Raw genomic sequence first — 20,341 nt, 5'->3', positions numbered from 1 at the left:
CTTTAGACCTAAGCCTTGGGTAAGTAATTTTTTCCTGGCTTTTTCAACCCCTTGTTCATGTCGGACATTATACGCCTCCTCCCAGATGCGCTAGCCAATCAGATTGCGGCAGGAGAAGTAGTCCAGCGCCCTTCCTCAGTACTGAAGGAGCTTCTGGAGAACGCAATCGATGCAAAGAGTACTCAGATTCAGGTGATCATTAAAGATGCTGGTAAGTCACTCATCCAGGTGACTGATAATGGCATTGGTATGTCTGAAACAGATGCCAGGCTCAGCTTCGAACGGCATGCAACCTCCAAAATTCGTGAGACAGAAGACCTGTTCCGCATTCGCACAATGGGCTTTCGTGGTGAAGCGCTCGCTTCCATAGCCGCCGTCGCTCAGGTAGAGATGAAATCACGCCGCAGTGAGGATGAACTCGGCACATGCATTGCCGTAGAAGGCTCCGAAGTGAAAAAACAGGAGCCTGTACAGCTCACCCAGGGCACCACTATTTCCGTAAAAAACCTTTTTTTCAACGTCCCGGCCCGCCGTAACTTCCTGAAGAGCAACCCGGTGGAAATGCGCCACCTGAATGACGAATTTCAGCGTGTGGCACTGGCCAACCCCGAGGTGTCCCTGTCCATCTATCATAATGATCTGGAGATATACAACCTGCCAGGAGGCAAGCTTAGCCAGCGGATTGTAGGCCTGTTTGGTAAAAACTACCGTGAGCAATTGGTGGCGGTAACCGAAGATACCACCCACCTGAATGTACACGGATATATAGGCAAGCCGGAGTTTTCTAAGAAGACACGCGGCGAACAGTTCTTTTTCGTCAATAACCGATACATTAAGAATAACTACCTCAACCACGCAGTGGTCAATGCCTTTGAAGGGTTAATGAGAGATGATCATTACCCTTTCTACGTATTGTACATCGAGATTGACCCTACACATATTGATATCAATGTTCATCCCACCAAGACCGAGATAAAATTTGACGATGAGCGCACCGTCTATGGCGTAATTCGGGCAGCCGTAAAGCAGGCCCTGGGTACCCATAATATTGCCCCTTCACTGGATTTTGATCAGGATGTTAACTTCTCCGCGATCGGTAGCGGCCCTTCAGCCCCTTCTTTTAGCGATAAGGACTTTGACAGCAGGGGAGGAGAGTCCCCCTTCCGGTCTGCCCCCAGAGAAGTCTCCATGCCCCGCTTCCCCGATAAGCGTGGCTTCGATAGAGAGTGGCAGAAACTATACGAAGGCCTGGAGGATGAACCCGCACAGTCCGCTCCCCGCACAGAGGGAATGAGCCTTACCCTGGAGAGTGCGGCCAACCGCATGGAGGGTGCCGGCGGAGGCTCAGAAAAAACCCATGCAGATGCACAGGTGGTTTTTCAGATACACCGCCGGTATATCTGTACACAGGTCAAGTCAGGCATCATGCTGATAGACCAGCAGCCTGCACATGAGCGTATCATGTTTGAGAAATACCTCGAAACCTTAAGCAGCCAGTCCGGAGCCAGTCAGCAATCCCTGTTTCCGCAGACAGTCACATTAAACCCTTCTGACTTTTCTCTCGTAATGGAATTGTCGGATGAGATACACGCGCTAGGGTTTTCATTTGAGCCTTTTGGCCACAATGCACTTATTATCAATGGGGTACCTGCAGATGTGCAAGGCCAGAATGAAAAGGAGCTATTTGAGGGGCTGATAGACCAGTATAAAGACTTCAGGTCACAGCTTTCCCTGGATAAGTACGAGAACCTGGCACGGTCTATGGCAAAGCGGGCAGCCGTAAAACCTGGCCAGACGCTGCAACCCGAAGAAATGAGAGCCCTGATAGACCAGTTGTTTGCATGTTCTAATCCCAACTACAGCCCGGATGGCGGGCAGACGTTTGCCTTATTATCGATGGATAAGATAGGTAGCTTTTTTAACGCATAACTACCATAGCATAAGCCTATGTTCAGATTTACTCCTGTTGTCAAAATGCTCCTTATCATAAACGTGGCCATGCTGCTGCTGAATTTGTTTTTAGGAGGAGCAGTTAATAAACTTTTTGCGCTATATACATTCCGGACCGAAAACTTCGCCTTCTACCAGTTCTTCTCCTACATGTTTTTGCATGCAGGATGGTGGCACCTATTCACCAATATGTTTGCCCTTGTCATTTTTGGGCCTCTCCTTGAGCAGAAATGGGGGGCTAATCGCTTCCTCGCCTTTTATATTGCCGTAGGGGTAGGGGCCGGTGTACTCTATGGGGCATGGAACTACCACGAGCGGCAATCTTTTGAAGAAGATGTGCAGACATACCTCGCAGAGCCCACTCCCACTAACTTCTACGCCTTCCTGTCTGAAAATGTCCCCAGATACAGCCAGGACCCCCGCCTGAGTGGCCTTGCTAATGAATATGACAGAAATCCTGAAAGCCTCCAACTAAGGCAACAGACGAAGCAGGTAGCCACTCAGCTATTTAATGTGCTTGGCCGTACCAGTGGCATGGTCGGAGCTTCCGGGGCTGTGTTTGGCATATTGGCCGCTTTTGGCCTGCTATTTCCAAACCTCATGCTGGTATTGCTGTTTCCTCCTATACCCGTCAAGGCCAAATACCTTGTCATTGCCTACATGTTCTTTGAAGTATATGCAGGTCTGCAGCGTGCGCCGGGTGATAATGTTGCGCACTTTGCACATATTGCAGGCGCTATTGTAGCGTTTGTAGTAGTGAAACTAATCTGGAAAGAAAAACGAGTATACTAACCATGTTCAGTGGTATTTTTAATAGTGTAAAAGAAAATTTTCGCAGGCCTAATAATGCGATCATACAACTCATCATTATCAATGTGGTAATGTATGTATTGCTCGGCGTACTCGGTGTCGTACTCCGGCTCAGTGGCGCAGGAGGTATATTTGCTGTAATCCACGACCAGTTCGTCATCCCTCCCCTGTTCGAAGAGTTTATCCTCAGGCCATGGACCATACTTACCTATGCCTTTGCGCATGACCTGTCAGGTATATTCCACATCCTCTTTAATATGCTCTTCCTATACTGGTTCGGGCAGATCGTGCAGGAGTACCTTGGCGGACAGCGCGTCATTAACCTCTACATCCTGGGAGCACTCGCAGGGGGATTCCTATACCTCATAGCCTTCAATACCATCCCTTATTTTGTAGGCAGGAGTGGTTTCCCCGGCATGGTGGGAGCTTCTGCAGCCGTATATGCCGTTACTATCGGCGCAGCCACCCTCCGTCCCGATCATTCTTTCTTCCTCATATTCCTGGGGCCTGTTAAGATTAAGTACATAGCCCTCTTTTATGTGATTATCAGCATAATGGGCCTGGTAGGGCCTAATGAAGGAGGTAACCTCGCCCACCTGGGTGGTGCGTTTATGGGCTGGCTTTATGTGTCGCAGCTTCAGAAAGGGAGAGACTTTGGTAGCTGGATCACCCGTATCAGCGATTTCTTCCGCGAGCGCTTTGGAGGCAGGTCCCGTATCCGCGTTACTCACCGTAAGCAAAAGAAAAGCAGCAATAGCAAAAGTAGCTCACGCACTTCCTCTCGTTCCTCAGCAGGCTACAATACTCCTCAGGATGAGATAGACGCCATACTGGATAAGATCAATGATTCAGGATACGAAAGCCTCACTAAAGAGGAAAAGCAAAAGCTATTCAATGCCGGCAAATAGACCGTATTCAATTGAGGGCTCAAAAAAAAAAGAAGAGGCTGGCCGCGGGAGCGGTCAGCCTCTTTCCATTTACGAAGTTGCACTCAAATAGGATTAGTACCTGTTCTCCATCTTTTCCATTTCGTCCTCAAACGTCTTCTTGAACTTCTCGTAATCATAATCGATACGCAGTTTCTGGTCCTCAGTCAGCCTTTCATTGATGGCCTGTACCAGATCATCACCACGAAGTTCAATAGCCATATACGTCTTGTATGTATTAGACTCAGTCTTAGTCTGCTTCTCGCAGATAGTACGGGTACCTGACAGCACCTGATTGATTACCTGACGGCTAAGGCCTTCGAAGCGCTCCTCAATGTCCTCTACATTGTTGGCTTCCCGGCTGTTTACATAGTTATCCAGCACCGCCTTCATCGTCACCTGAATGCTACCTGCAAGTTCCTCGCGGGCATTGGCCGTTGCCTTTTTCTTAGCGGTCATCTGATCCATGCTTTCACCAATCGCGTTAGCACGGAAGTGCTTCTTGTCGCTGAAGTATTCATCGCCTGAGCAGTATACGCTCACCAGCTCCTCACCCTTAGGCAAAGCTTGTTTTTTGCCACATCCTGCGGCTACGGCCAAAAGCACGAACAGGGCCATGCCGCTGAGAGTAATGTTGAAGATAGAGTTTTTCATGTCCGTTGAATTTAAAAATGATTAATTACTTCCCCTGCTATAATCACCTGAGGGGCTAGTTCCTTTATATGTCTGATATTTTATGCGCTGTTCCACTTCTTTTGCTGCAAGCCGTCTGGCTTCGCTCAGAGAAGTGTGCACACCTTTTGCTTCGTTCATATCCCATTGTCTCGGGTATCCGTTGCCCCCTACAGGGCTTAGCACCACCGATGGGCTGCACCATACCGTGTACATACCATACCTCACATCCTGTCGCCAGGCTATTTGCAGATCCGCTATCCACTCCGCTTTTTCCGGCGATGGTGCGAGTACAAACCCCGCTCTTTCCAGTGCCCTGCTAACTTCACCTGTCAGCCTCACCGAATACGTATCCGCCGCCGGCTTCAGGTAGATAGCACTTTGACTGGCGGGTATGGCCACCTGTTGGCTATGGCGCAGGTTAGAGAGTACAGGAAGCAGGTGAAGGTATTCACCAAAGTCATACCGTACTTCTATCTGGCTGGCTGTTTCGCTAAGGTTCACCTCTCCATTGGTAGGTATACCATAGCGTTTGGTGCCCAGTGCATCACGTACTACAATTTTCAGGCCACTTGCAGGCATCTCCACATTTTCCGTTCGGAAAGTTGCCTCAAGTACCAGGGCTGCCGGCTCTCCCGGCCAGCGAGGACCATTATCAATGTGTCTGGCGCTAAGTTTCAGCCCTCCTGCCAGTCCTATGGCCCTATTATCTACCGACTGCAGGCTCACCCCCTCACGGTTAGCTTCCGGAAACGGGAGCAGAGCCTCGCGGGCCTTTCCGAGAAAATTGAATGCCTGATGCAGCTGGCCGTTTGCCACTGCCTGTGCCGACTGGTCTATCCACTCCGAGGCAGAGGTGAGCGCGTTCGCCTTTTCCCGCGCCCGCCAGTCTTCATAGTCCGCCCGTGACAGGCGATAGTAGACCCAGAGATGCGTAGCGTCCTCCCAGCTATCTACCGGCTCGTAGTCACGCAAATGCTCCAGACTTTTTGTTCGTACCAGTGACTGCCACTGTTCTTCAAAGTAACGCCTGTTCGTTTCACTCACATAGTGCGTGGTAGTACTCTTTACCTCCACACTTATCTCACTCGCCATATCCTCCAGGGCAAGTTGCTTGGCCACGCGGTAGTTATCCTCACCCGGTCGCTTGGCTACGGTTGCTATGCCTATGTAGTAGGCTGCATCCATAGGCCTGCGCTGTACCCATGCCGGGGCTGGCCTGCCATCTCCCGTTCCCGTACTGGTAAGGGAGGGAGCGCAGGCCCCCGCCCATAGCAGAACCAGGAAACTGAGAAGAATTATGTCATTGCCTGGACCTTTCATATTTGTCTAATTGCTTCGCTACATCGGCAGATACCTCCTCGAATAAGCCCGTGGAGAGTGACTCCATATGCAGCCCTTTGCCTCCGGGGTGCTCGATCATGTCATCCAGACGGCTCTTTTCCTCACCACTCAGCAGTACCCTGCCGTTTTTCTTAGGGTAAAGACCGTCTTTATCCCCCTTATAAGTAATGTAGCCCTCTTCAGCCTTTGTTTCCTTTGTGAGGATGTCACTCCCCAGTATCTCGCCTGTTTCTGACGATATCAGCAGGTACTGAAAGCTCATTCGGGCACTTGCCACGCGCACATTCTCCACATAGGTGGTATCCCTGAATTTCCTTTGCTTATCCTTTGTATAAGGGTCAGTAGTGTAGTATTCGGCATACCCCTCCTTCTGGCTCTGCTGCCAGTTTCCCTTCGATACTGAAAAGGAGATCACTTTGCCGATAAGCACACTTTTCACCCCGATAAGTCTGCCCGCCTGGGCGGCTGTTTTCTGATCGAAGAGACCAGACATACCCATCTTTTGCTCCTGTAGTATGTACTGCGTATGCTGGCGGTCCACCACCTTTATGTAGGGGTTTCGCTTATCATTGATGCTACCCAGCACATACGCCGCAAGCTTGTCCTCTATCATGCGCTCACGGGTAAGGTTATGAAATGGCAGCATAGCCACCGTTAGCATTAGCTGGTCTTCCGCCTCTGTTTTGATGGCAGAAGCATCCTTATAGGCAGGGTCTATGCCTTCTATTCTGTCCAGTGCTGACACAGCTTCGCGGTAGCGGCCGTATTGCATCGCCTGTGAGGCCTGCATGTACAGAGGTTCCAATACCACCACCTGACGCAGTTTAGGTGTGTCACGGTAGTCGCCATCCAGTGTATACAGTTCATTCAGTACCTGCTTGGCTTCATCAAACTGGCCGACATCCATTCTGGCCACCGCCCTGTCATATAGCTCCTGCTTATACTCTTCAAAAATATCATCGTATAGTGTCTGGTAGTGAGCCGGCCTTTCCAATCTTACAGATACGTTAGCAGCACTTTTGTACAACTCGTCCGCCGTGCGGTAAGCATACACGGCCGTAGCCCGGTCACCTGAAGCACTCGCCTTGTAAAAATCTCCTAAGATGACATCCAGGTACTGCTGGCCACTTCGGCGCAGACCTCTGCGGGCCTCTTCATTATGTAGCTCCTTTTGCAAGGCTTCAAGGTAATACTGGGACGCTTCCTTATATAGTCCCTCCCTGTTGGCCAGGTCGCCCCTCTCAGTAAGCTTTTTTGAGCTTACACAGCCTGCACAAACCAGGAGAAGAATAAGTGCAGCGAGACGATAATTTAATCCGTTCATGATTGAAAAGGGTATAGGTTCAACTCATATACAGTTTTTTTCCGATTCGCTTCCGAAGGGGAAGCGGCCTGCGACCAGCGTTGCGCAACCCCGAGGGCCTGGCCGGTCATTCATTGAAGGGACGTCCGTTTGTGTTTAACTAAAAACAAATTGTATGCCACAACCGCGGAAAGTTCCCTCAAAGAGTAAAATTTTTTAGAAATTATATCCTTCCTTTAGCAGGCCAGCCGCCTGCTTCGCAAAGTAGGTTAGTATAATATCCGCCCCTGCACGGCGTATGGCTAGTAATTTCTCCATCATACACCGGTTTTCATCCAGCCAGCCCCGTTCAGACGCAGCTTTGATCATAGAGTATTCACCACTCACGTTGTAGGCCGCTACCGGCAGGGTAGTAGTTTCGCGCAGCAAGGCGATGATATCAAGGTAAGCCAGCGCAGGCTTCACCATAAGCATATCCGCACCCTCCGCTTCATCCAGCATCGCTTCGCGTATGGCCTCACGGCTATTCGCCGGATCCATCTGGTAAGTTTTCTTATCACCCGACTTCGGTGCAGAGTCCAGCGCATCTCGGAAAGGGCCGTAGTATGCGCTGGCGTATTTAGCTGTATAAGACATGATGCTCACCTCACTGTACCCTGCCTCGTCCAGGGCCTGGCGTATGTGTCCCACCCGTCCGTCCATCATATCACTGGGGCCGATGATATCTGCCCCCGCCTGCGCCTGAGCTACGGCCATTTTACCAAGTATGTCCAGCGTTTCATCATTAAGTATGCGGCCATCCTCCACGATGCCGTCATGGCCATCCGAGCTATACGGGTCCATCGCCACATCAGTCATGATGCAGGCCTCAGGAAATTCTTTTTTTACGGCGGATAAAGCATGCAGGTAAAAGTTTTCCTCAGCGTAGCTATAGGTGGCATACTTATCCTTATGCTCATCAGGTACAGCAGGGAAAATATCGAAAGACATGACCCCCAGTTTCATGCACTCTTCGATCTCTTTCAGCATCAGATCTATCGATAGCCTGTAGATGCCGGGCATGCTGGCTACCTCCGAGCGCTGGCCTTTTCCGGACAGCAAAAACATGGGAAATATGAATTGTGAGGCAGAAAGGCTGGTTTCGCGCACCATGTTTCGCACAGCGGCAGACTTGCGGTTTCTACGGGGTCTTTGAAGCATAGTTTGGGCCTGATCTTGGTTTTAACGCAAATTAAAGCCTAATGCGCTGGTACCCAAAAGTGTAGTGTAATTTGAAAGTAAGGAATTGATATCAGTAGACACATTCAGATAAATTATTGCAGGATAGAGAGGCTTACCACATGCTGCGGCAGACAAAAAAACAGGGAGGAGCAATAAAAAAAGCCCGGGCGATGCCGGGCTGTACAATTCGTTATTTTAAAAATCGGATAGTAAGAGGATATCGGTAAAAATTGCCCTTATCCACCTCCACAGCCGCTACTATCGTCAGTATTAAGGATACGATACCCACCGCCATCATGGCAAAGATACCTATAACCACTATAATCAGGATAGAGGAAATAAAGATATATAGAGTCATACTTAGCTGAAAGTTCATTACCTCCTTGCCATGTTCATCAAGGCTGGCATATTCATCCTTCTTTGCCTGCCAGATAATTAGCGGGGCAATGATATTGCCAAAGGGAATAATAAACCCGGCCAGGCCGGAAAGGTGGCACCACAGCGCCCACTGCTTTTCATGAGGGGGGATAGGGCTTCTACGCTGGTCCTCTTGGTCGGTCGTTATAGGGGTAATTCTTTCCATGGTCTATTTTACGCAGAATATACAAAAGTGGTACCGGATTTTTACCTAACCCACTCTTCCTTTTGTAGCCGGGCCTCAAAGGGTAAGAATGGACCCTACCGGATCCGGTCTACAGAGCGCACCAGCCGTTCATCACGACGGATGAAGCGGTTAGCAAAGCTATTGAATAGCATAGCCACAAATACACTATAGAATGCAACACCAAACGTGCCGAGCTGATCAGGCAACAGCGCCGGCTCGCCTATTCTCAGAATTATATAAATGCTGATACCAATTATAGCCATAAACAAAATCGTGTTCGCAAAGCCAATCTTGATCTGTAGCAGCCGGTTATCATATCGGAATACCTCATAAAGCGCCAGTGCCCCTGCCAGTATCGAAAGCCCCATCAGGTACCATACCGATGTCGTCTCTTCGGTCATGTCCCCGGATGCATCCATAAAGGCAAGCGTAAGACTCGAAAGGGTGATCATTTCACCCGTCTGAGGATCTGCTTTTTCCCAGATGAGAAAGAGGTTAAATAAAACCATGCATATCACTATGCCTATTAGAAAGAGCGATTGGACTCTTTGGATCATTATCTTATCAGGTTAAATTGCGCCGTAAAGTAAACATAAAAGGCAGGAAAATGAAAGACGCTTACATTGCAGATATCATCCGGACACCAGTGGGCAAATTTGGCGGCACCCTCGCAAGCGTACGCCCTGATGACCTCGCCGCGCATGTTATCAGAGAGATCGTGGCCCGTAATCCCGGCCTTGACACCTCCGCTATTGAGGATGTGATCATGGGCGCAGCCAACCAGGCTGGTGAGGATAACCGCAATGTAGCCCGCATGGCCCTTCTTATGGCAGGCCTGCCTATGGAAATTGGTGGCGTGACAGTAAACAGGCTCTGCGCCTCAGGCCTCCAAAGTATTATGGACGCAAGCCGCGCCACCATGCTTGGTGAGGGAGAAGTTTACCTGGCTGGCGGTGTCGAGAGTATGACCCGCGCACCCTATGTCATGAGTAAGCCCGAGCAGGCCTTTGCCCGTGATCAGAAGGTATATGATACCACCATTGGCTGGCGTTTTATAAATCCTAAACTCGCAGAACTGCACCACCCCTTCGCCATGGGCGAAACAGCCGAGAATGTAGCCGATGAGTGGAAGATCAGCCGCAAAGAGCAGGATGAGTTCGCTCACAGCTCTCAGGTAAAATACCAGCAGGCCTTTGAAGCAGGTAAGTTTAAAGATGAGATCGTACCTGTTCAGATTCCCCAGCGCAAGAAAGACCCCATCATCTTCCAGGCTGATGAGCACCCTCGCCTTTCCTCAGTGGATGTGCTTAGTGGTCTCAGAGCCGCCTTTAAAAAAGACGGTTCCGTTACAGCAGGTAACAGCAGCGGCGTCAATGACGGCGCTGCCATGAGCATAGTCGCTTCAGAAGATAGCCTTAAGCGATTCGGCATTAAACCTATGGCGCGGGTGGTTTCCGTAGCCATAGCCGGTGTAAGGCCGGAAACAATGGGCATAGGCCCCGTCCCTGCTACACGTAAAGCCCTGAAGCGGGCCGGCCTCACTATTCAGGACCTCGATCTGATAGAGCTTAACGAAGCCTTTGCCAGCCAGTCCATTGCATGCATGAGAGAGCTGGAACTTGACCCTGCAAAAGTAAATGTAAACGGCGGTTCTATTGCCATAGGGCACCCCCTGGGAGCCAGTGGCACCCGTATATCTGCTACCCTTCTTCATGAAATGAAGCGACGTGGCGCCCGCTATGGACTGGCCACTATGTGTATCGGAGTAGGCCAGGGGGCGGCTATAATCTTCGAAAATGTATCTTAATTGCCAAATTCAGTAGTAAACAGGCCACTAGCTGCCGGTTAGTGGGCAATTTTTTCTCCGGAAAATAAATATGCCGGAAAAAAGGAAATTAATTATCCACTTACTTCGTTACACATTTTTCCCGGGGCATGTAACAGCCTCATGCCCGGGCTTCGCAAAATCAGGAATTTACCGAAAAAAGGCACTTTCATCCACAAACCCATTTAAATGCTCTTATATTTAAGGGCTTAACCATATCACACTATATGAAAATGCAGGCCGTAAGGTTTAATAATCATAATCAACCCGAGTTTTTCAGTGCATTGAGAAAAAGGGTAAATAGCTACTTCAAAGAAAATAATATCTCAAAGTATGCAAACCGCAGCATGAAAGTAAAAACTGCCTTCATGCTGGCGCTGTACTTTGTGCCCTTGCTGGTACTCGTCACCGGTCTTGTAAGCTCCTTCTGGAGCATGATGGTCATGTGGGTGCTCATGGGCTTTGGTATGTCAGGTATAGGTACCTCTATTATGCACGATGCAAACCATGGGTCTTACAGCAAGAAAGCATGGGTCAATAATGCGCTCGGCTATATGGTAAATCTCATCGGGGGCTACCACGTGAACTGGAAAATACAGCATAACGTACTGCACCACTCCTATACCAACGTGCACGGCCATGATGAAGACATCACCAATGCCGTGATGCGATTTTCCCCGGACCAGGCCCACAAGAAAATGTACCGGTTTCAGTTGTACTATGCTCCCTTCTTTTACAGCATCATGACATTATACTGGCTGGTCAGCAAAGACTTTGAGCAATTGGTCAGGTATAAGAAAAACAGCCTGCTCGATAAGCAGGGCGTTTCCTTTGGCGGCGGACTTACCCATGTGATACTCAATAAAGTCGGATACCTCGTGATCACCCTCGTCGTACCTATGCTTGTGCTTTCCGTAGCGTGGTGGCAGGTACTTATTGGTTTTGTAGTGATGCACCTTATTTGCGGTCTGTTGCTTGCGCTTATATTCCAGCCCGCTCACGTACTTGAGGAAACCGAATTTATGATGCCCGATGAGGCAGGGAGCCTTGAAAATCACTGGGCCATACACCAGATGCGTACCACTTCAAATTTTGCTCACCGCAGTCGTATCTTTAGTTGGTTTATTGGTGGGCTCAATTACCAGATCGAGCATCACCTGTTCCCTAATATCTGCCACGTCCACTATAAAAAAATCTCCAGGATCGTTAAAGAAACAGCTGAGGAGTACGGTATACCATACTACCAGCATAAGACCTTCGTGCATGCACTAGCCAGTCACTTCAGGTTACTTAATGATCTCGGCACCGGTCGCTATGACCGCAAGCTTGCCACTGCAGGCGCCTGATAGCCAGGCAGCACAGCCATAAAATACAAAACCCCGGCTCCTGTAAAGGGCCGGGGTTTTTCTATATGCTACGTATAGAGTTCGGTTATAAATAGCTTTATTTAAAGTTCCTTAGGTAGTGGAATTATATTATTAACCGTATAACCTGGTGATTGTTTGCTGACAAGTCTTCAGTATGGGAAATGACTCCGTAAAGGCGGGTGGGTCAGAGGGTGTTGGTAGGTAGATAAAGAAAAGATCAGATATCCTGTTGCATTCTATTATTCTATAACTCAATTACCCTATTACTCATCAATTCCCCCCTTCAAAATTCACCTATTAAAAAAGGCACCCGCCTTCCGACCAGCACCCCGTCTCCCTATCCAACTCATAACTAAACACTCAAAACTCTATTATTCAATAACGCTGTTACTCATCAATTCACTCACTACCCAACCCTCTGCTATCCGCCACAAGTCGCGATTAATCGCGCCTCTACGGGTATACAGCATAACTTCTTAACTCAACACTCTCTCATTAAACAGGCACCACCAGCCGCAGGCACAAGCCTTCAGTATAGTGCTGTACCATGTCCGAATATCCATTATACTCTTTGGCCATGCGTATAGCATACACCGCCGAGTCTGGTATCACGGGCAGGTTGGCCCCCCATAAGTCTACATTAGCCTCCGAAGGGTCATTGTCCCTCACCGTCGCCTCTATCCGGTCATCATAGTAGTCCAGGTGTACTACTATTGCCGTAGGCGTCCGGTCAAATATCATGTGCATCATTACCTGCAGCACCGCCAGTGTTATGTCCTCTTCCACACGCAGCGGGTAGCGCCTGTCCGGATCGCTGCAGTATACCTCCACTACATCCAGCGTCTCTTTTATGATAAACCTGAAGTATCCGTTTACCGAGCCATATATCCCCCGCTCCGCCACTATATCATCATGTAGCAGGTGGCGCATTGCCTGCATCGCCTTCCCTCCGCGCGAGGTCAGTATGATCGCATCCTTCACCGCCAGCACCTCTTCTACAGGCAGGTCCTGCACCAGGTCAAGCAGCCTCATCGCATGGACGAATAGCTTACGCTGTGGCTCTACCAGGGCCAGTGCCGTTGTTTTTTCCAGCAGGGACCGGTTACAGCGATATAGCGTACGTTTCAGTTCGTGCTTTCGCTGCACATAGTATCGTACCGCCAGGCCGCGGTGCAGCTTTTCCGTAGCCGCCATTACCGCCCGGGTATTGTGTATCGCTGTTTGCAGTTGCCGCGCCCGTACATACGTTAGCGCAACATACACACCCAGTGCCACGGCCGGCATAGCCCATATAATCAGGGGAATGGTAAGAAAAGTACCCATTGCAGGGAGAGTCAGTTAAGATAGATCAAAGAGTTTTTGCTACGCCTCAGGCATCTGCGGGTCATTCCCCCTCGGTGCCGCCCTTTTGGTTGCGCTTACGGTGTATGTCATGCTCATCGGGCGGGGCAGGTTTATGGATAGCATTCGCCAGGGGAAAAAGCTTATTCAGGCGTTCCATGCTTTTGCCCACCTCGTCATACATGTGCATCATGCGCTGGTGCATTATACCCAGCAGCTTATCATAGCGGCGCATAGGGCCCTGGTTTAGCAGGAACATCACCAGCACACAGGCCATCAGCACCACGCTGGCCAGTATCGCATAGCGCTTGAGGTCATAGGCAAACCTGTTTTCCTCATGGGTCACCAGCAGCTCATCCAGTGCCCGGTCTTCCAGCATGGTACGGTAGTCCAGCTCTGCCTTGTGCACACCCACGTGGTGGCTGTTTTCAAGGCTTGTTTTCTCCATTCTCAGCGCCTCGTTTTCATAGCGAAAGTGGTTCAGTTGGTCATTATTCAGTTGGGCGATAGTGCTCAGATTATTATAAAGCTGCGTTTTGGTCTGGTGGCTTATATTCTCCAAAGCCGTACCCTCCAACCCTGCGGCCAGAGCCTTTTCATACTCCCCTTTCAGTTTATGTAGGTGAGATAAGTCCAGTTGTACCATAGCCATACGCTCTTGGTTGCCCGCATACCTGAATAAACCACCTGCCGTTTTATTGGCCTCTATTGCCCGTTCATAAGCTCCCAGCCGTTCATACAGCAGGCCTTCTTTTTGTAGTACCTCTCCCAGCTTTTCTCTATCATTAAGTTCCTGCGCCAGGGACTTGCCTTCCCCTATGATTCGGCGCGCTTCATCGTATGCTTTCGAATCTATAAGGGGCAATGTTAGAGCATTCATCAGCTTAAGAGTGGCTACCTTGTCTCTTTCCGCTTTAGCAACAGACATCCCCTCAGTATAGCTACTTATTGCCTTATCATACTGCTGGAGCTCATAGTAAAGTACCCCTTTGAGCTTTAGTACACTTACCTGAAAAGAAGCAGGTATTTCATCTAAGTGTATCTTATTAAGGTATTGAATACCCTTTTCCGGCCAGCCAGTCTGTTGAAAAATAAGTGAAATAGTGTAAAGACTATAGCCTGCTTTTTCAGGCTCTCGAGTCTCTAAATAGCTTTCATAAGCTTCAAATAAAAACGGAGTGGCCTCAGTATACTTCCCAAGAGCATAAAGGTGATGACCCTTGGAGTAGTTTAGTGCCCCAATATCCTGTACTTTTTCTAGCTTATGACTGGCAATCTCATATTCTTGTTGGTGATAAGTAGCTTTTGTATTGTCTTGCAGTCTATAAAGATAAACCCATTGCAACACGTTATGGCTGTTCTGTATGCCCTTCAGGTAGTATTCGGCTTTGGCTATTTCCAGTGCTTTTAAAGCAGCTTGTTCTGCCTCCTTAGGGTCGGTCTCGTATGTGGCGCGGGCAGTGCTTATCAGGTGATCAACCCTGGCATAGGGGTTATCGAGCGCTTCCAATGGGCTTATGGCTTCCTGATCAGCGCAGGCCAGGCTTAGAAGCAAAACACCAAGGAGTGCAGGAAGTAGTAGTCTCTTCATTATCGCTGGTTGGTTTCTGATCGTATTTAAGATATAGGTAAGCGCCTAGCGTAGGCAGACGTATCATCCGGCCATACTGGTGGCGGGGTTGGTTCAGTCCCCATTCCTCCACCATCTCCTCCGGTAGTACCCCCTTCACCGGTTCCGCCAGTAAGGGCAGGTATAGTTTCCGGCCTTAGCCGGTAGCTGTGTAGTGTGCTGATTGTTCGCATGGAGTGTAGGTAAATTAAGCTGGTGGTGAATATAATCGGGCTGAACTAGTGTCATCCGGCCATATAACGGGCGGTAAATCCGGTTCACCTGAACCACCTCCGTTACTGCCGGTAGTACCCCCTTCACCGGTACCTCCGGTAAGGGCGGGCATAGTTTCCGGCCTGAGCCGGTAGCTGTGTAGTGTGCTGATTGTCTTCGTTTTCATGGCATTATCTTAGCTATACAGTATTTTTTCCTTTCTAAATATAAAGAAAATAGCCCGTATCGCGCACGGCATGCAGGGCATTATTCAGATACCGCAGCCGCATATTAGCTCCCAATCTATACATATTTTGCCTATGCTTCAAGCTACGCGGGTGGAAAATATCCCGCCTATTTAGCACAGGGTGCTAATAAGCTACACAAGGCATTCATTTTTAGTATATCATCTGGGTGCGGTCTTATGCTATTATTCTATTCACCAGTTGTCGCTTTTCTGCTATACGCTACAAGTCGCGATTAATCGTACCATAGGCATCCCCAAGGGGACGCCTCTACGGGTAAACAGCATTGAATCATTCCCCCATTCAACATTCACTCATTAAAAAAGGCACTAACCCTCCGGCCAGCACCTTACTTATTTACTCTGTTACTCAATTACTTCATCAATTCAATCACCGTAGCTATTCCGAGATTAACGAATGACTCTGAGGTCAAACCGGTCATCGGTTACCCGTACAGTATCACAAGTCTCGTTCACGGCGGTGTATTCAAAGGTGCCCGACACATATTTTTCAAAAGGATTGTACTCCACAATCTCCACCCAGCCCTCGATATTGTCCCAGGCGCGGTAGTCGCAGACATTTTCGCCGCTACCAATTCTAAATATCATATCAGAAGAAGGCAGATGAAAGGCTTTTTCTTCAGCATTATAGGGTAGTATACCAATACTCAAATGAGCCTCGGCATCTCTAAAATTAGCACTGATAATCATGCTCTCCCATACACTATAACCTGCCAAAGCATCCGGGTAATAACTCACAAAAGCTTCCCCATTCACCAGGCAGCCAAAGGTGCCTTTGCCTTCGGTGGTAAGCGGGGGCAGTTGCTCTATGGGGGGATAGGCGCGGGCCTGGGGTTATCGTCATCGCCTCCGAACAGGAAACAGCCGGGGAGTATAAGCAAGACGACAATGAAGCAGATGCTGGTATGCTATAGGGTTGATGGCGGGTAAGCAGAGAGTATTTGAGCGAGGCCCATTCAATTAATCAATAACCCTGTTACTCAACAGTTCTATTACTCAATTACCTCGTCACCATACTAAGGGCAAGTCAAACCGGCCATCCGTTACGCGTACGGTATCGCACATCTCGTTCACAGCCGTGTACTCAAAGGTGCCCGACACGTACTCATCGAATGGGTTGAAATCGCTTACTTCTACCCAGCCCTCGATATTGTCTACCTCACGATAGTCACATGCTTCCTCAGCATTACCCATACCAAACTGCATAGCTCCATCTGGTGATATAAATCTAATTTCTTCCCTATTGTATGGTTCAATGCGGATACTAATACTAGCATCTAGGCTTCTGAAATCAGATTTAATAATCAAACTTTCCCAGGCGCTGTAATCAGCTAAGGCATTGGGGTAATAACTCACAAAAGCCTCTCCATTGACCAGGCAGCCAAAGGTGCCTTTGCCTTCGGTGGTGATCGGGGGCAGTTGCTCTATGGGGGGGATGGGCGCGGGCGCGGGGTTATCGTCATTGCCCCCGAACAGGAAGCAGCCGGGAAGTATAAGTAAGGCAACAATGAAGAATATGCTGGTCAATCGGTACATGGCTATGCTGAATTAATCGTGGTAAATATACGGGTATTTTTCCGATAGGTATGACACGTAAAGAATAGGGAAGCCCTTTAGACTACCCTATTCTACTGCTAGTATGCTTATTCAATAATAAGTTGCTCGGTCACGGAGCCGCCCTTCCACCATAGCTCGATGGTGTACAGGCCTGCGGGCAGGTCGCTCACGTCCAGGGTGCTTGTGCGCTCGTGGTTCTGCTGCTTTAGTACCGTCTGCATGCGGTTATCGCGTATCCGCACGCGGTAGAGGTTACGGCCGGGCTGCTGCTGCGCCTCCGGCGGAAAGCGTACCGTAATCACATTCCCCGCCGGGTTGGGGTAAAACTCCGGCAGCACGCTGCGCTCGGTGGGGTTGCCCGGCCCTTCGCAGGGGTCTGTGACCGTACCGCAGGGCCCGGAACTACCTCCGCAGCTATAGCCATTGCCGCTGACGCATACATCGATGTAGTCGGTAGCGAAGTTGCAGCCGTTGCGCAGCTTGACCATGACCCGGGCGGTGCCGGTGGTGGTGGGGGTGATGTTGGCCTTCCAGCCCAGGTTTTGTACCTGCCAGCCTTCGGGCACCAGCCACTCGTAACTCTCCACATTACTCACGGTAGAGACGTAAAAGGTGGTCTCGGAGCCCAGCGAGAGGGTCCTGCTGCCCTGCAGCTCGCCACTCAGGGCCTGCTGGTCCAGGTCGCCTACGCTCAGGTAAGCCGTAGGGGTACGGTAGGTGCCGCAGTCGCCGGCATTTAACCTTACATTTATGTCATAGACCACTCCTGTCATGCCTTCGGGTGTACGTACAGTGAGGGTATTGCCGCTTTCGGCAATGAGCTCCAGGCGCTCATCGGCGATCCAGGTGAGAGGAAAGCCGAAGGGATTATTGACGGACAGGGTGACCTCATCACCGCTGCACACGGTGCCGGGCAGGCTTACCTCCGGCCGCCAGCCGCAGCGGCCCGCGCAGGGCTGGCCCAGATTCAGCCCCTCCAGTTCGTCCGCCAGCCACCTGCCTTTAGTCTGGGACAGCAGCAGGTGAGGCTGGTTGGTGACGTTCTCGGTGATGTAGTTGACCATGGGGGTTTGCAGGCCGGTGGGCATGGCCGCCGTGCCGCTGTAGCGCAGGTAGAGCGCCTCCTGCGGGGGCAGGCTGCCGTCCGGCTCCTGTACGTCCAGCGCGCTTACGGTAGGCACAAAGCTGAACTCGGTGACGGGCAGCAGCTCCAATACCTCTTCGGGTACTTCCTCATCCACGGCGCTCATGCCCATGGTGCCTCCGGGGGCATTGTCCAGGGGCAGCATGCCGGCCTGGCTGTTTATATTCACATCCGTTAGCGCCTGGCTCACAGGTATGGTCCACAGGATCTTTTTCTCCATCCATACCTTATTGCGGTAGATGCGCGCGGGGCCGTCATCGGGCAGGGCATTGAGTTTGATGTCCCACTTCAGGTCGTTTTGGGTGGTCACTGGCCCCAGTACAAACAGCCCCGGGCGGTTAGTGAGGGGTGTCAGGGCCGTACCGAGCAGGTTCCACAGATAGGGCAGGCTGTAGGTGCCGCTGAGCTGAAAAAGGGAGGTACCGGCGGCAAAGGCCTGGCGGTCGCCGCACTCGTGCCCGTTAGCCAGGGCGACCATGCGCGTGCGGGCGGGATCTACAAAGGGATACTGCCGGGTAAACTCAAGTCCCCTCAGGTCAATGGGATCAGCATCGAGGGCCACGGTGTTGCCTTCGTTACGGGCCTGGTAGCGGAGCAGGGAGTTGGCGCCGTAGGAGTTCAGCACGTCCATGCCCGTTTGTATGGCGGGAAGCATTTCGCGTACCAGCAGCTTTTTGCCCAGCAGGCCAAACACCGGCCCTACCTTGAGCTTGAGGCCGGCGACGTGCTTGAGGCCAAGCTGAAAGGCGACGGGTATGTTTGCTCCCTGATAGGGCACATCGTTATTGATGAAGAGGCTTATCTGGTGGTCATAGTCCTGCTCTTCGGCGAGGAGCATGGCATTAGCGCCCTGTATGCCGCCCATGCTCAGGCCCAGCATGACGTTGGGCTCGGTGCTGCCTGCCGCGGCTTTGTCGTCGTTGACGGCCTGTATCACCTGCAGCAATATGTTCATATTGGGGCTGTAGATGTCGCTGCCGTCCACCCAGTCCACAAACACAATGTCGTAGCCGTTCTCTTCGAGAAAGTCGGAGAGTAACTGCCCTTCATAGTCAATATTAATAATCCTGGCCAATCCTCCATTATTCTGATTTTCGATAAAATCATCTACGTCATAATTCTGGGTGGGGTCGTCCGGTGCGATCAGGTGCCAGGGGTCGAAGCCCTCTACGACAATGAAGGGCTTGCGCAGCACGCCGTCATTATTGGCGTACACGCGCGTGACGACGGCCTCGGGCTCCAGGAAGCTGAAGACCTCCACATCCCGGGGGTTGCCGGCGTAGCGGGTGGCGGGGGCACTCTTGGCCAGGGCGGGTACCCCGCTTATCTGCACCTGGGTATAGGCCTCGCGCAGGGTGCCGTCAGCATGGCTCATGCGCAGCCGTATGTCCTTGCGGCCGTCGGCCCCATACCAGGCATGCACGGGGCTGTTCCAGCTTACCGTCCGGTAGCCGCTGCCGTCGCCCAGGTCTACGCTGAGGGCGGGCAGGGGCGTGCCGGTGTTAGTAAAGTAGAGGCTGTCCACAAACACAAAGGTCTGGGAGGGGCCGCGGAGTTGGTTGCGGCGGGGCACCATGGCCACGGCGTGCGCGGTGGTAAACGGATTGCCTTGCTTATGGACCACCTGCTCATTGATGATTTCCACATAGCCTCCCGGCAGGGCATCGGTGCGGAAGCGCTGGTAGGCATAGTCCATCACGGGCATGGTGACCGGGCTGCTCACACCGTTATCGCCCAGGGTTTCAGTGACGGCTATGGCACTCTGCATGATGCGCTGGTGCACGACGGCGGGCTCCTGCATGGTGTAGGTGCTGAACTGCATGCTGTACAGGGAGGCGTAGAGGGCCTGCCAGCCGAGGTAGTCGGTGGCGGCGGTAGTGCCCGCCTGGCCCTGGTAAGGGGTGACATCGGCGAGGTTATAACCATAGTCATAGAGCAGGTTGCTGGGCACATAGGCCGGGTCTACCTGCGCAAAGATGTGGCGCATGCGGTCGTGCACGTCATCTTCTGCCTGGGCCAGGGCGGTGAGGCTAAAGCACAGCCCGGCCACCATAGCCAGCAGGCTACGTGATAAATTTCTCATTTTAATGATTTAGTTAATATTAGAATGTATGTAGTTTCAGGATAGGGGACCTATATCGCCTAGCGGCTTTCATGTTAAAATCCGCAAGGCGATATAAAGGATTTGCC

At 50.9% G+C, this 20,341-nt stretch carries 18 protein-coding genes; 5 read left to right on the top strand and 13 right to left on the bottom strand.

Translation table 11 applies throughout. The annotated features are described in order from the left end of the window. The first annotated feature begins 57 nt into the window (after positions 1-57). The 3 genes from mutL to AB9P05_RS06675 are packed head-to-tail and all read left to right on the top strand — an operon-like array spanning position 58 to position 3,668. Positions 58-1,929, top strand: a complete 1,872-nt coding sequence (gene mutL, locus AB9P05_RS06685) for a DNA mismatch repair endonuclease MutL (protein WP_371908039.1) — start codon at positions 58-60, stop codon at positions 1,927-1,929. 18 nt (positions 1,930-1,947) lie between these two features. Continuing rightward, complete coding sequence (locus tag AB9P05_RS06680) at positions 1,948-2,742, top strand: rhomboid family intramembrane serine protease (RefSeq protein ID WP_371908038.1); 795 nt, start codon at positions 1,948-1,950, stop codon at positions 2,740-2,742. Positions 2,743-2,744: 2 nt separating this feature from the next. After that, complete coding sequence (locus AB9P05_RS06675) at positions 2,745-3,668, top strand: rhomboid family intramembrane serine protease (RefSeq protein ID WP_371908037.1); 924 nt, start codon at positions 2,745-2,747, stop codon at positions 3,666-3,668. A gap of 93 nt (positions 3,669-3,761) precedes the next feature. Here the strand turns inward: AB9P05_RS06675 and AB9P05_RS06670 are convergent, their stop codons facing one another. From AB9P05_RS06670 to AB9P05_RS06645, 6 genes are all read right to left on the bottom strand, one after another. Further along, on the bottom strand, positions 3,762-4,340 hold the full coding sequence (locus tag AB9P05_RS06670; RefSeq protein WP_371908036.1) for a hypothetical protein: 579 nt from the start codon (positions 4,338-4,340) through the stop codon (positions 3,762-3,764). Between the two features lie 21 nt (positions 4,341-4,361). Next, positions 4,362-5,681: an LPP20 family lipoprotein gene (locus AB9P05_RS06665; protein WP_371908035.1), complete on the bottom strand. Its 1,320-nt coding sequence runs from the start codon at positions 5,679-5,681 to the stop codon at positions 4,362-4,364. Then, positions 5,662-7,026 (bottom strand): CsgG/HfaB family protein, encoded by a 1,365-nt coding sequence (locus tag AB9P05_RS06660; RefSeq protein ID WP_371908034.1) that lies wholly within the window; start codon positions 7,024-7,026, stop codon positions 5,662-5,664. The genes AB9P05_RS06665 and AB9P05_RS06660 overlap by 20 nt, the downstream gene beginning before the upstream one ends. A 195-nt stretch (positions 7,027-7,221) precedes the next feature. After that, entirely contained in the window at positions 7,222-8,205 is a 984-nt protein-coding gene (gene hemB, locus AB9P05_RS06655; RefSeq protein WP_371908033.1) for a porphobilinogen synthase, read from the bottom strand. Between the two features lie 211 nt (positions 8,206-8,416). After that, positions 8,417-8,809 carry a DUF4870 domain-containing protein gene (locus AB9P05_RS06650; RefSeq protein ID WP_371908032.1) on the bottom strand — a complete coding sequence of 131 codons (393 nt, stop codon included), beginning with the start codon at positions 8,807-8,809 and terminating at the stop codon, positions 8,417-8,419. A gap of 95 nt (positions 8,810-8,904) precedes the next feature. After that, positions 8,905-9,387, bottom strand: coding sequence for a DUF4293 domain-containing protein (locus tag AB9P05_RS06645; protein ID WP_371908031.1), 483 nt, complete (start codon positions 9,385-9,387; stop codon positions 8,905-8,907). Between the two features lie 50 nt (positions 9,388-9,437). Here AB9P05_RS06645 and AB9P05_RS06640 point away from each other — a divergent pair, with 50 nt between their 5' ends. Together AB9P05_RS06640 and AB9P05_RS06635 are read left to right on the top strand one after the other, a co-directional pair. Next, positions 9,438-10,637, top strand: coding sequence for an acetyl-CoA C-acyltransferase (locus tag AB9P05_RS06640; protein WP_371908030.1), 1,200 nt, complete (start codon positions 9,438-9,440; stop codon positions 10,635-10,637). Positions 10,638-10,882: 245 nt separating this feature from the next. Next, positions 10,883-12,001 carry a fatty acid desaturase gene (locus AB9P05_RS06635; RefSeq protein WP_371908029.1) on the top strand — a complete coding sequence of 373 codons (1,119 nt, stop codon included), beginning with the start codon at positions 10,883-10,885 and terminating at the stop codon, positions 11,999-12,001. Between the two features lie 516 nt (positions 12,002-12,517). Here the strand turns inward: AB9P05_RS06635 and AB9P05_RS06630 are convergent. The 7 genes from AB9P05_RS06630 to AB9P05_RS06600 form a co-directional block, all read right to left on the bottom strand. Next, a complete protein-coding gene (locus AB9P05_RS06630) occupies positions 12,518-13,345 on the bottom strand; it encodes a hypothetical protein (RefSeq protein ID WP_371908028.1) in 828 nt (275 codons plus the stop codon). Between the two features lie 61 nt (positions 13,346-13,406). Next, a complete protein-coding gene (locus tag AB9P05_RS06625) occupies positions 13,407-14,954 on the bottom strand; it encodes a hypothetical protein (RefSeq protein WP_371908027.1) in 1,548 nt (515 codons plus the stop codon). A gap of 26 nt (positions 14,955-14,980) precedes the next feature. Next, complete coding sequence (locus tag AB9P05_RS06620) at positions 14,981-15,166, bottom strand: hypothetical protein (protein WP_371908026.1); 186 nt, start codon at positions 15,164-15,166, stop codon at positions 14,981-14,983. 14 nt (positions 15,167-15,180) lie between these two features. Next, positions 15,181-15,372, bottom strand: coding sequence for a hypothetical protein (locus tag AB9P05_RS06615; RefSeq protein ID WP_371908025.1), 192 nt, complete (start codon positions 15,370-15,372; stop codon positions 15,181-15,183). 468 nt (positions 15,373-15,840) lie between these two features. Next, positions 15,841-16,167, bottom strand: a complete 327-nt coding sequence (locus tag AB9P05_RS06610; RefSeq protein ID WP_371908024.1) for a hypothetical protein — start codon at positions 16,165-16,167, stop codon at positions 15,841-15,843. A gap of 291 nt (positions 16,168-16,458) precedes the next feature. Beyond that, on the bottom strand, positions 16,459-16,986 hold the full coding sequence (locus AB9P05_RS06605) for a hypothetical protein (RefSeq protein ID WP_371908023.1): 528 nt from the start codon (positions 16,984-16,986) through the stop codon (positions 16,459-16,461). A gap of 107 nt (positions 16,987-17,093) precedes the next feature. After that, entirely contained in the window at positions 17,094-20,234 is a 3,141-nt protein-coding gene (locus tag AB9P05_RS06600; protein ID WP_371908022.1) for a T9SS type A sorting domain-containing protein, read from the bottom strand. Between the last annotated feature and the right edge of the window lie 107 nt (positions 20,235-20,341).

Origin of the sequence: Roseivirga sp. BDSF3-8 (genome assembly GCF_041449215.1) — a bacterium.
Taxonomy (GTDB): Bacteria; Bacteroidota; Bacteroidia; order Cytophagales; family Cyclobacteriaceae; genus JBGNFV01.
This window is presented reverse-complemented; position numbering and strand designations above follow the sequence as displayed.

What these genes read in the sequence shown, in the direction of transcription:
- mutL (WP_371908039.1), top strand. Translation starts at nt 58, where the DNA reads ATGTCGGACATTATACGCCTCCTCCCAGATGCGCTAGCCAATCAGATT.
- AB9P05_RS06680 (WP_371908038.1), top strand. Translation starts at nt 1,948, where the DNA reads ATGTTCAGATTTACTCCTGTTGTCAAAATGCTCCTTATCATAAACGTG.
- AB9P05_RS06675 (WP_371908037.1), top strand. Translation starts at nt 2,745, where the DNA reads ATGTTCAGTGGTATTTTTAATAGTGTAAAAGAAAATTTTCGCAGGCCT.
- AB9P05_RS06670 (WP_371908036.1), bottom strand. Translation starts at nt 4,340, where the DNA reads ATGAAAAACTCTATCTTCAACATTACTCTCAGCGGCATGGCCCTGTTC.
- AB9P05_RS06665 (WP_371908035.1), bottom strand. Translation starts at nt 5,681, where the DNA reads ATGAAAGGTCCAGGCAATGACATAATTCTTCTCAGTTTCCTGGTTCTG.
- AB9P05_RS06660 (WP_371908034.1), bottom strand. Translation starts at nt 7,026, where the DNA reads ATGAACGGATTAAATTATCGTCTCGCTGCACTTATTCTTCTCCTGGTT.
- hemB (WP_371908033.1), bottom strand. Translation starts at nt 8,205, where the DNA reads ATGCTTCAAAGACCCCGTAGAAACCGCAAGTCTGCCGCTGTGCGAAAC.
- AB9P05_RS06650 (WP_371908032.1), bottom strand. Translation starts at nt 8,809, where the DNA reads ATGGAAAGAATTACCCCTATAACGACCGACCAAGAGGACCAGCGTAGA.
- AB9P05_RS06645 (WP_371908031.1), bottom strand. Translation starts at nt 9,387, where the DNA reads ATGATCCAAAGAGTCCAATCGCTCTTTCTAATAGGCATAGTGATATGC.
- AB9P05_RS06640 (WP_371908030.1), top strand. Translation starts at nt 9,438, where the DNA reads ATGAAAGACGCTTACATTGCAGATATCATCCGGACACCAGTGGGCAAA.
- AB9P05_RS06635 (WP_371908029.1), top strand. Translation starts at nt 10,883, where the DNA reads ATGAAAATGCAGGCCGTAAGGTTTAATAATCATAATCAACCCGAGTTT.
- AB9P05_RS06630 (WP_371908028.1), bottom strand. Translation starts at nt 13,345, where the DNA reads ATGGGTACTTTTCTTACCATTCCCCTGATTATATGGGCTATGCCGGCC.
- AB9P05_RS06625 (WP_371908027.1), bottom strand. Translation starts at nt 14,954, where the DNA reads ATGAAGAGACTACTACTTCCTGCACTCCTTGGTGTTTTGCTTCTAAGC.
- AB9P05_RS06620 (WP_371908026.1), bottom strand. Translation starts at nt 15,166, where the DNA reads ATGCGAACAATCAGCACACTACACAGCTACCGGCTAAGGCCGGAAACT.
- AB9P05_RS06615 (WP_371908025.1), bottom strand. Translation starts at nt 15,372, where the DNA reads ATGAAAACGAAGACAATCAGCACACTACACAGCTACCGGCTCAGGCCG.
- AB9P05_RS06605 (WP_371908023.1), bottom strand. Translation starts at nt 16,986, where the DNA reads ATGTACCGATTGACCAGCATATTCTTCATTGTTGCCTTACTTATACTT.
- AB9P05_RS06600 (WP_371908022.1), bottom strand. Translation starts at nt 20,234, where the DNA reads ATGAGAAATTTATCACGTAGCCTGCTGGCTATGGTGGCCGGGCTGTGC.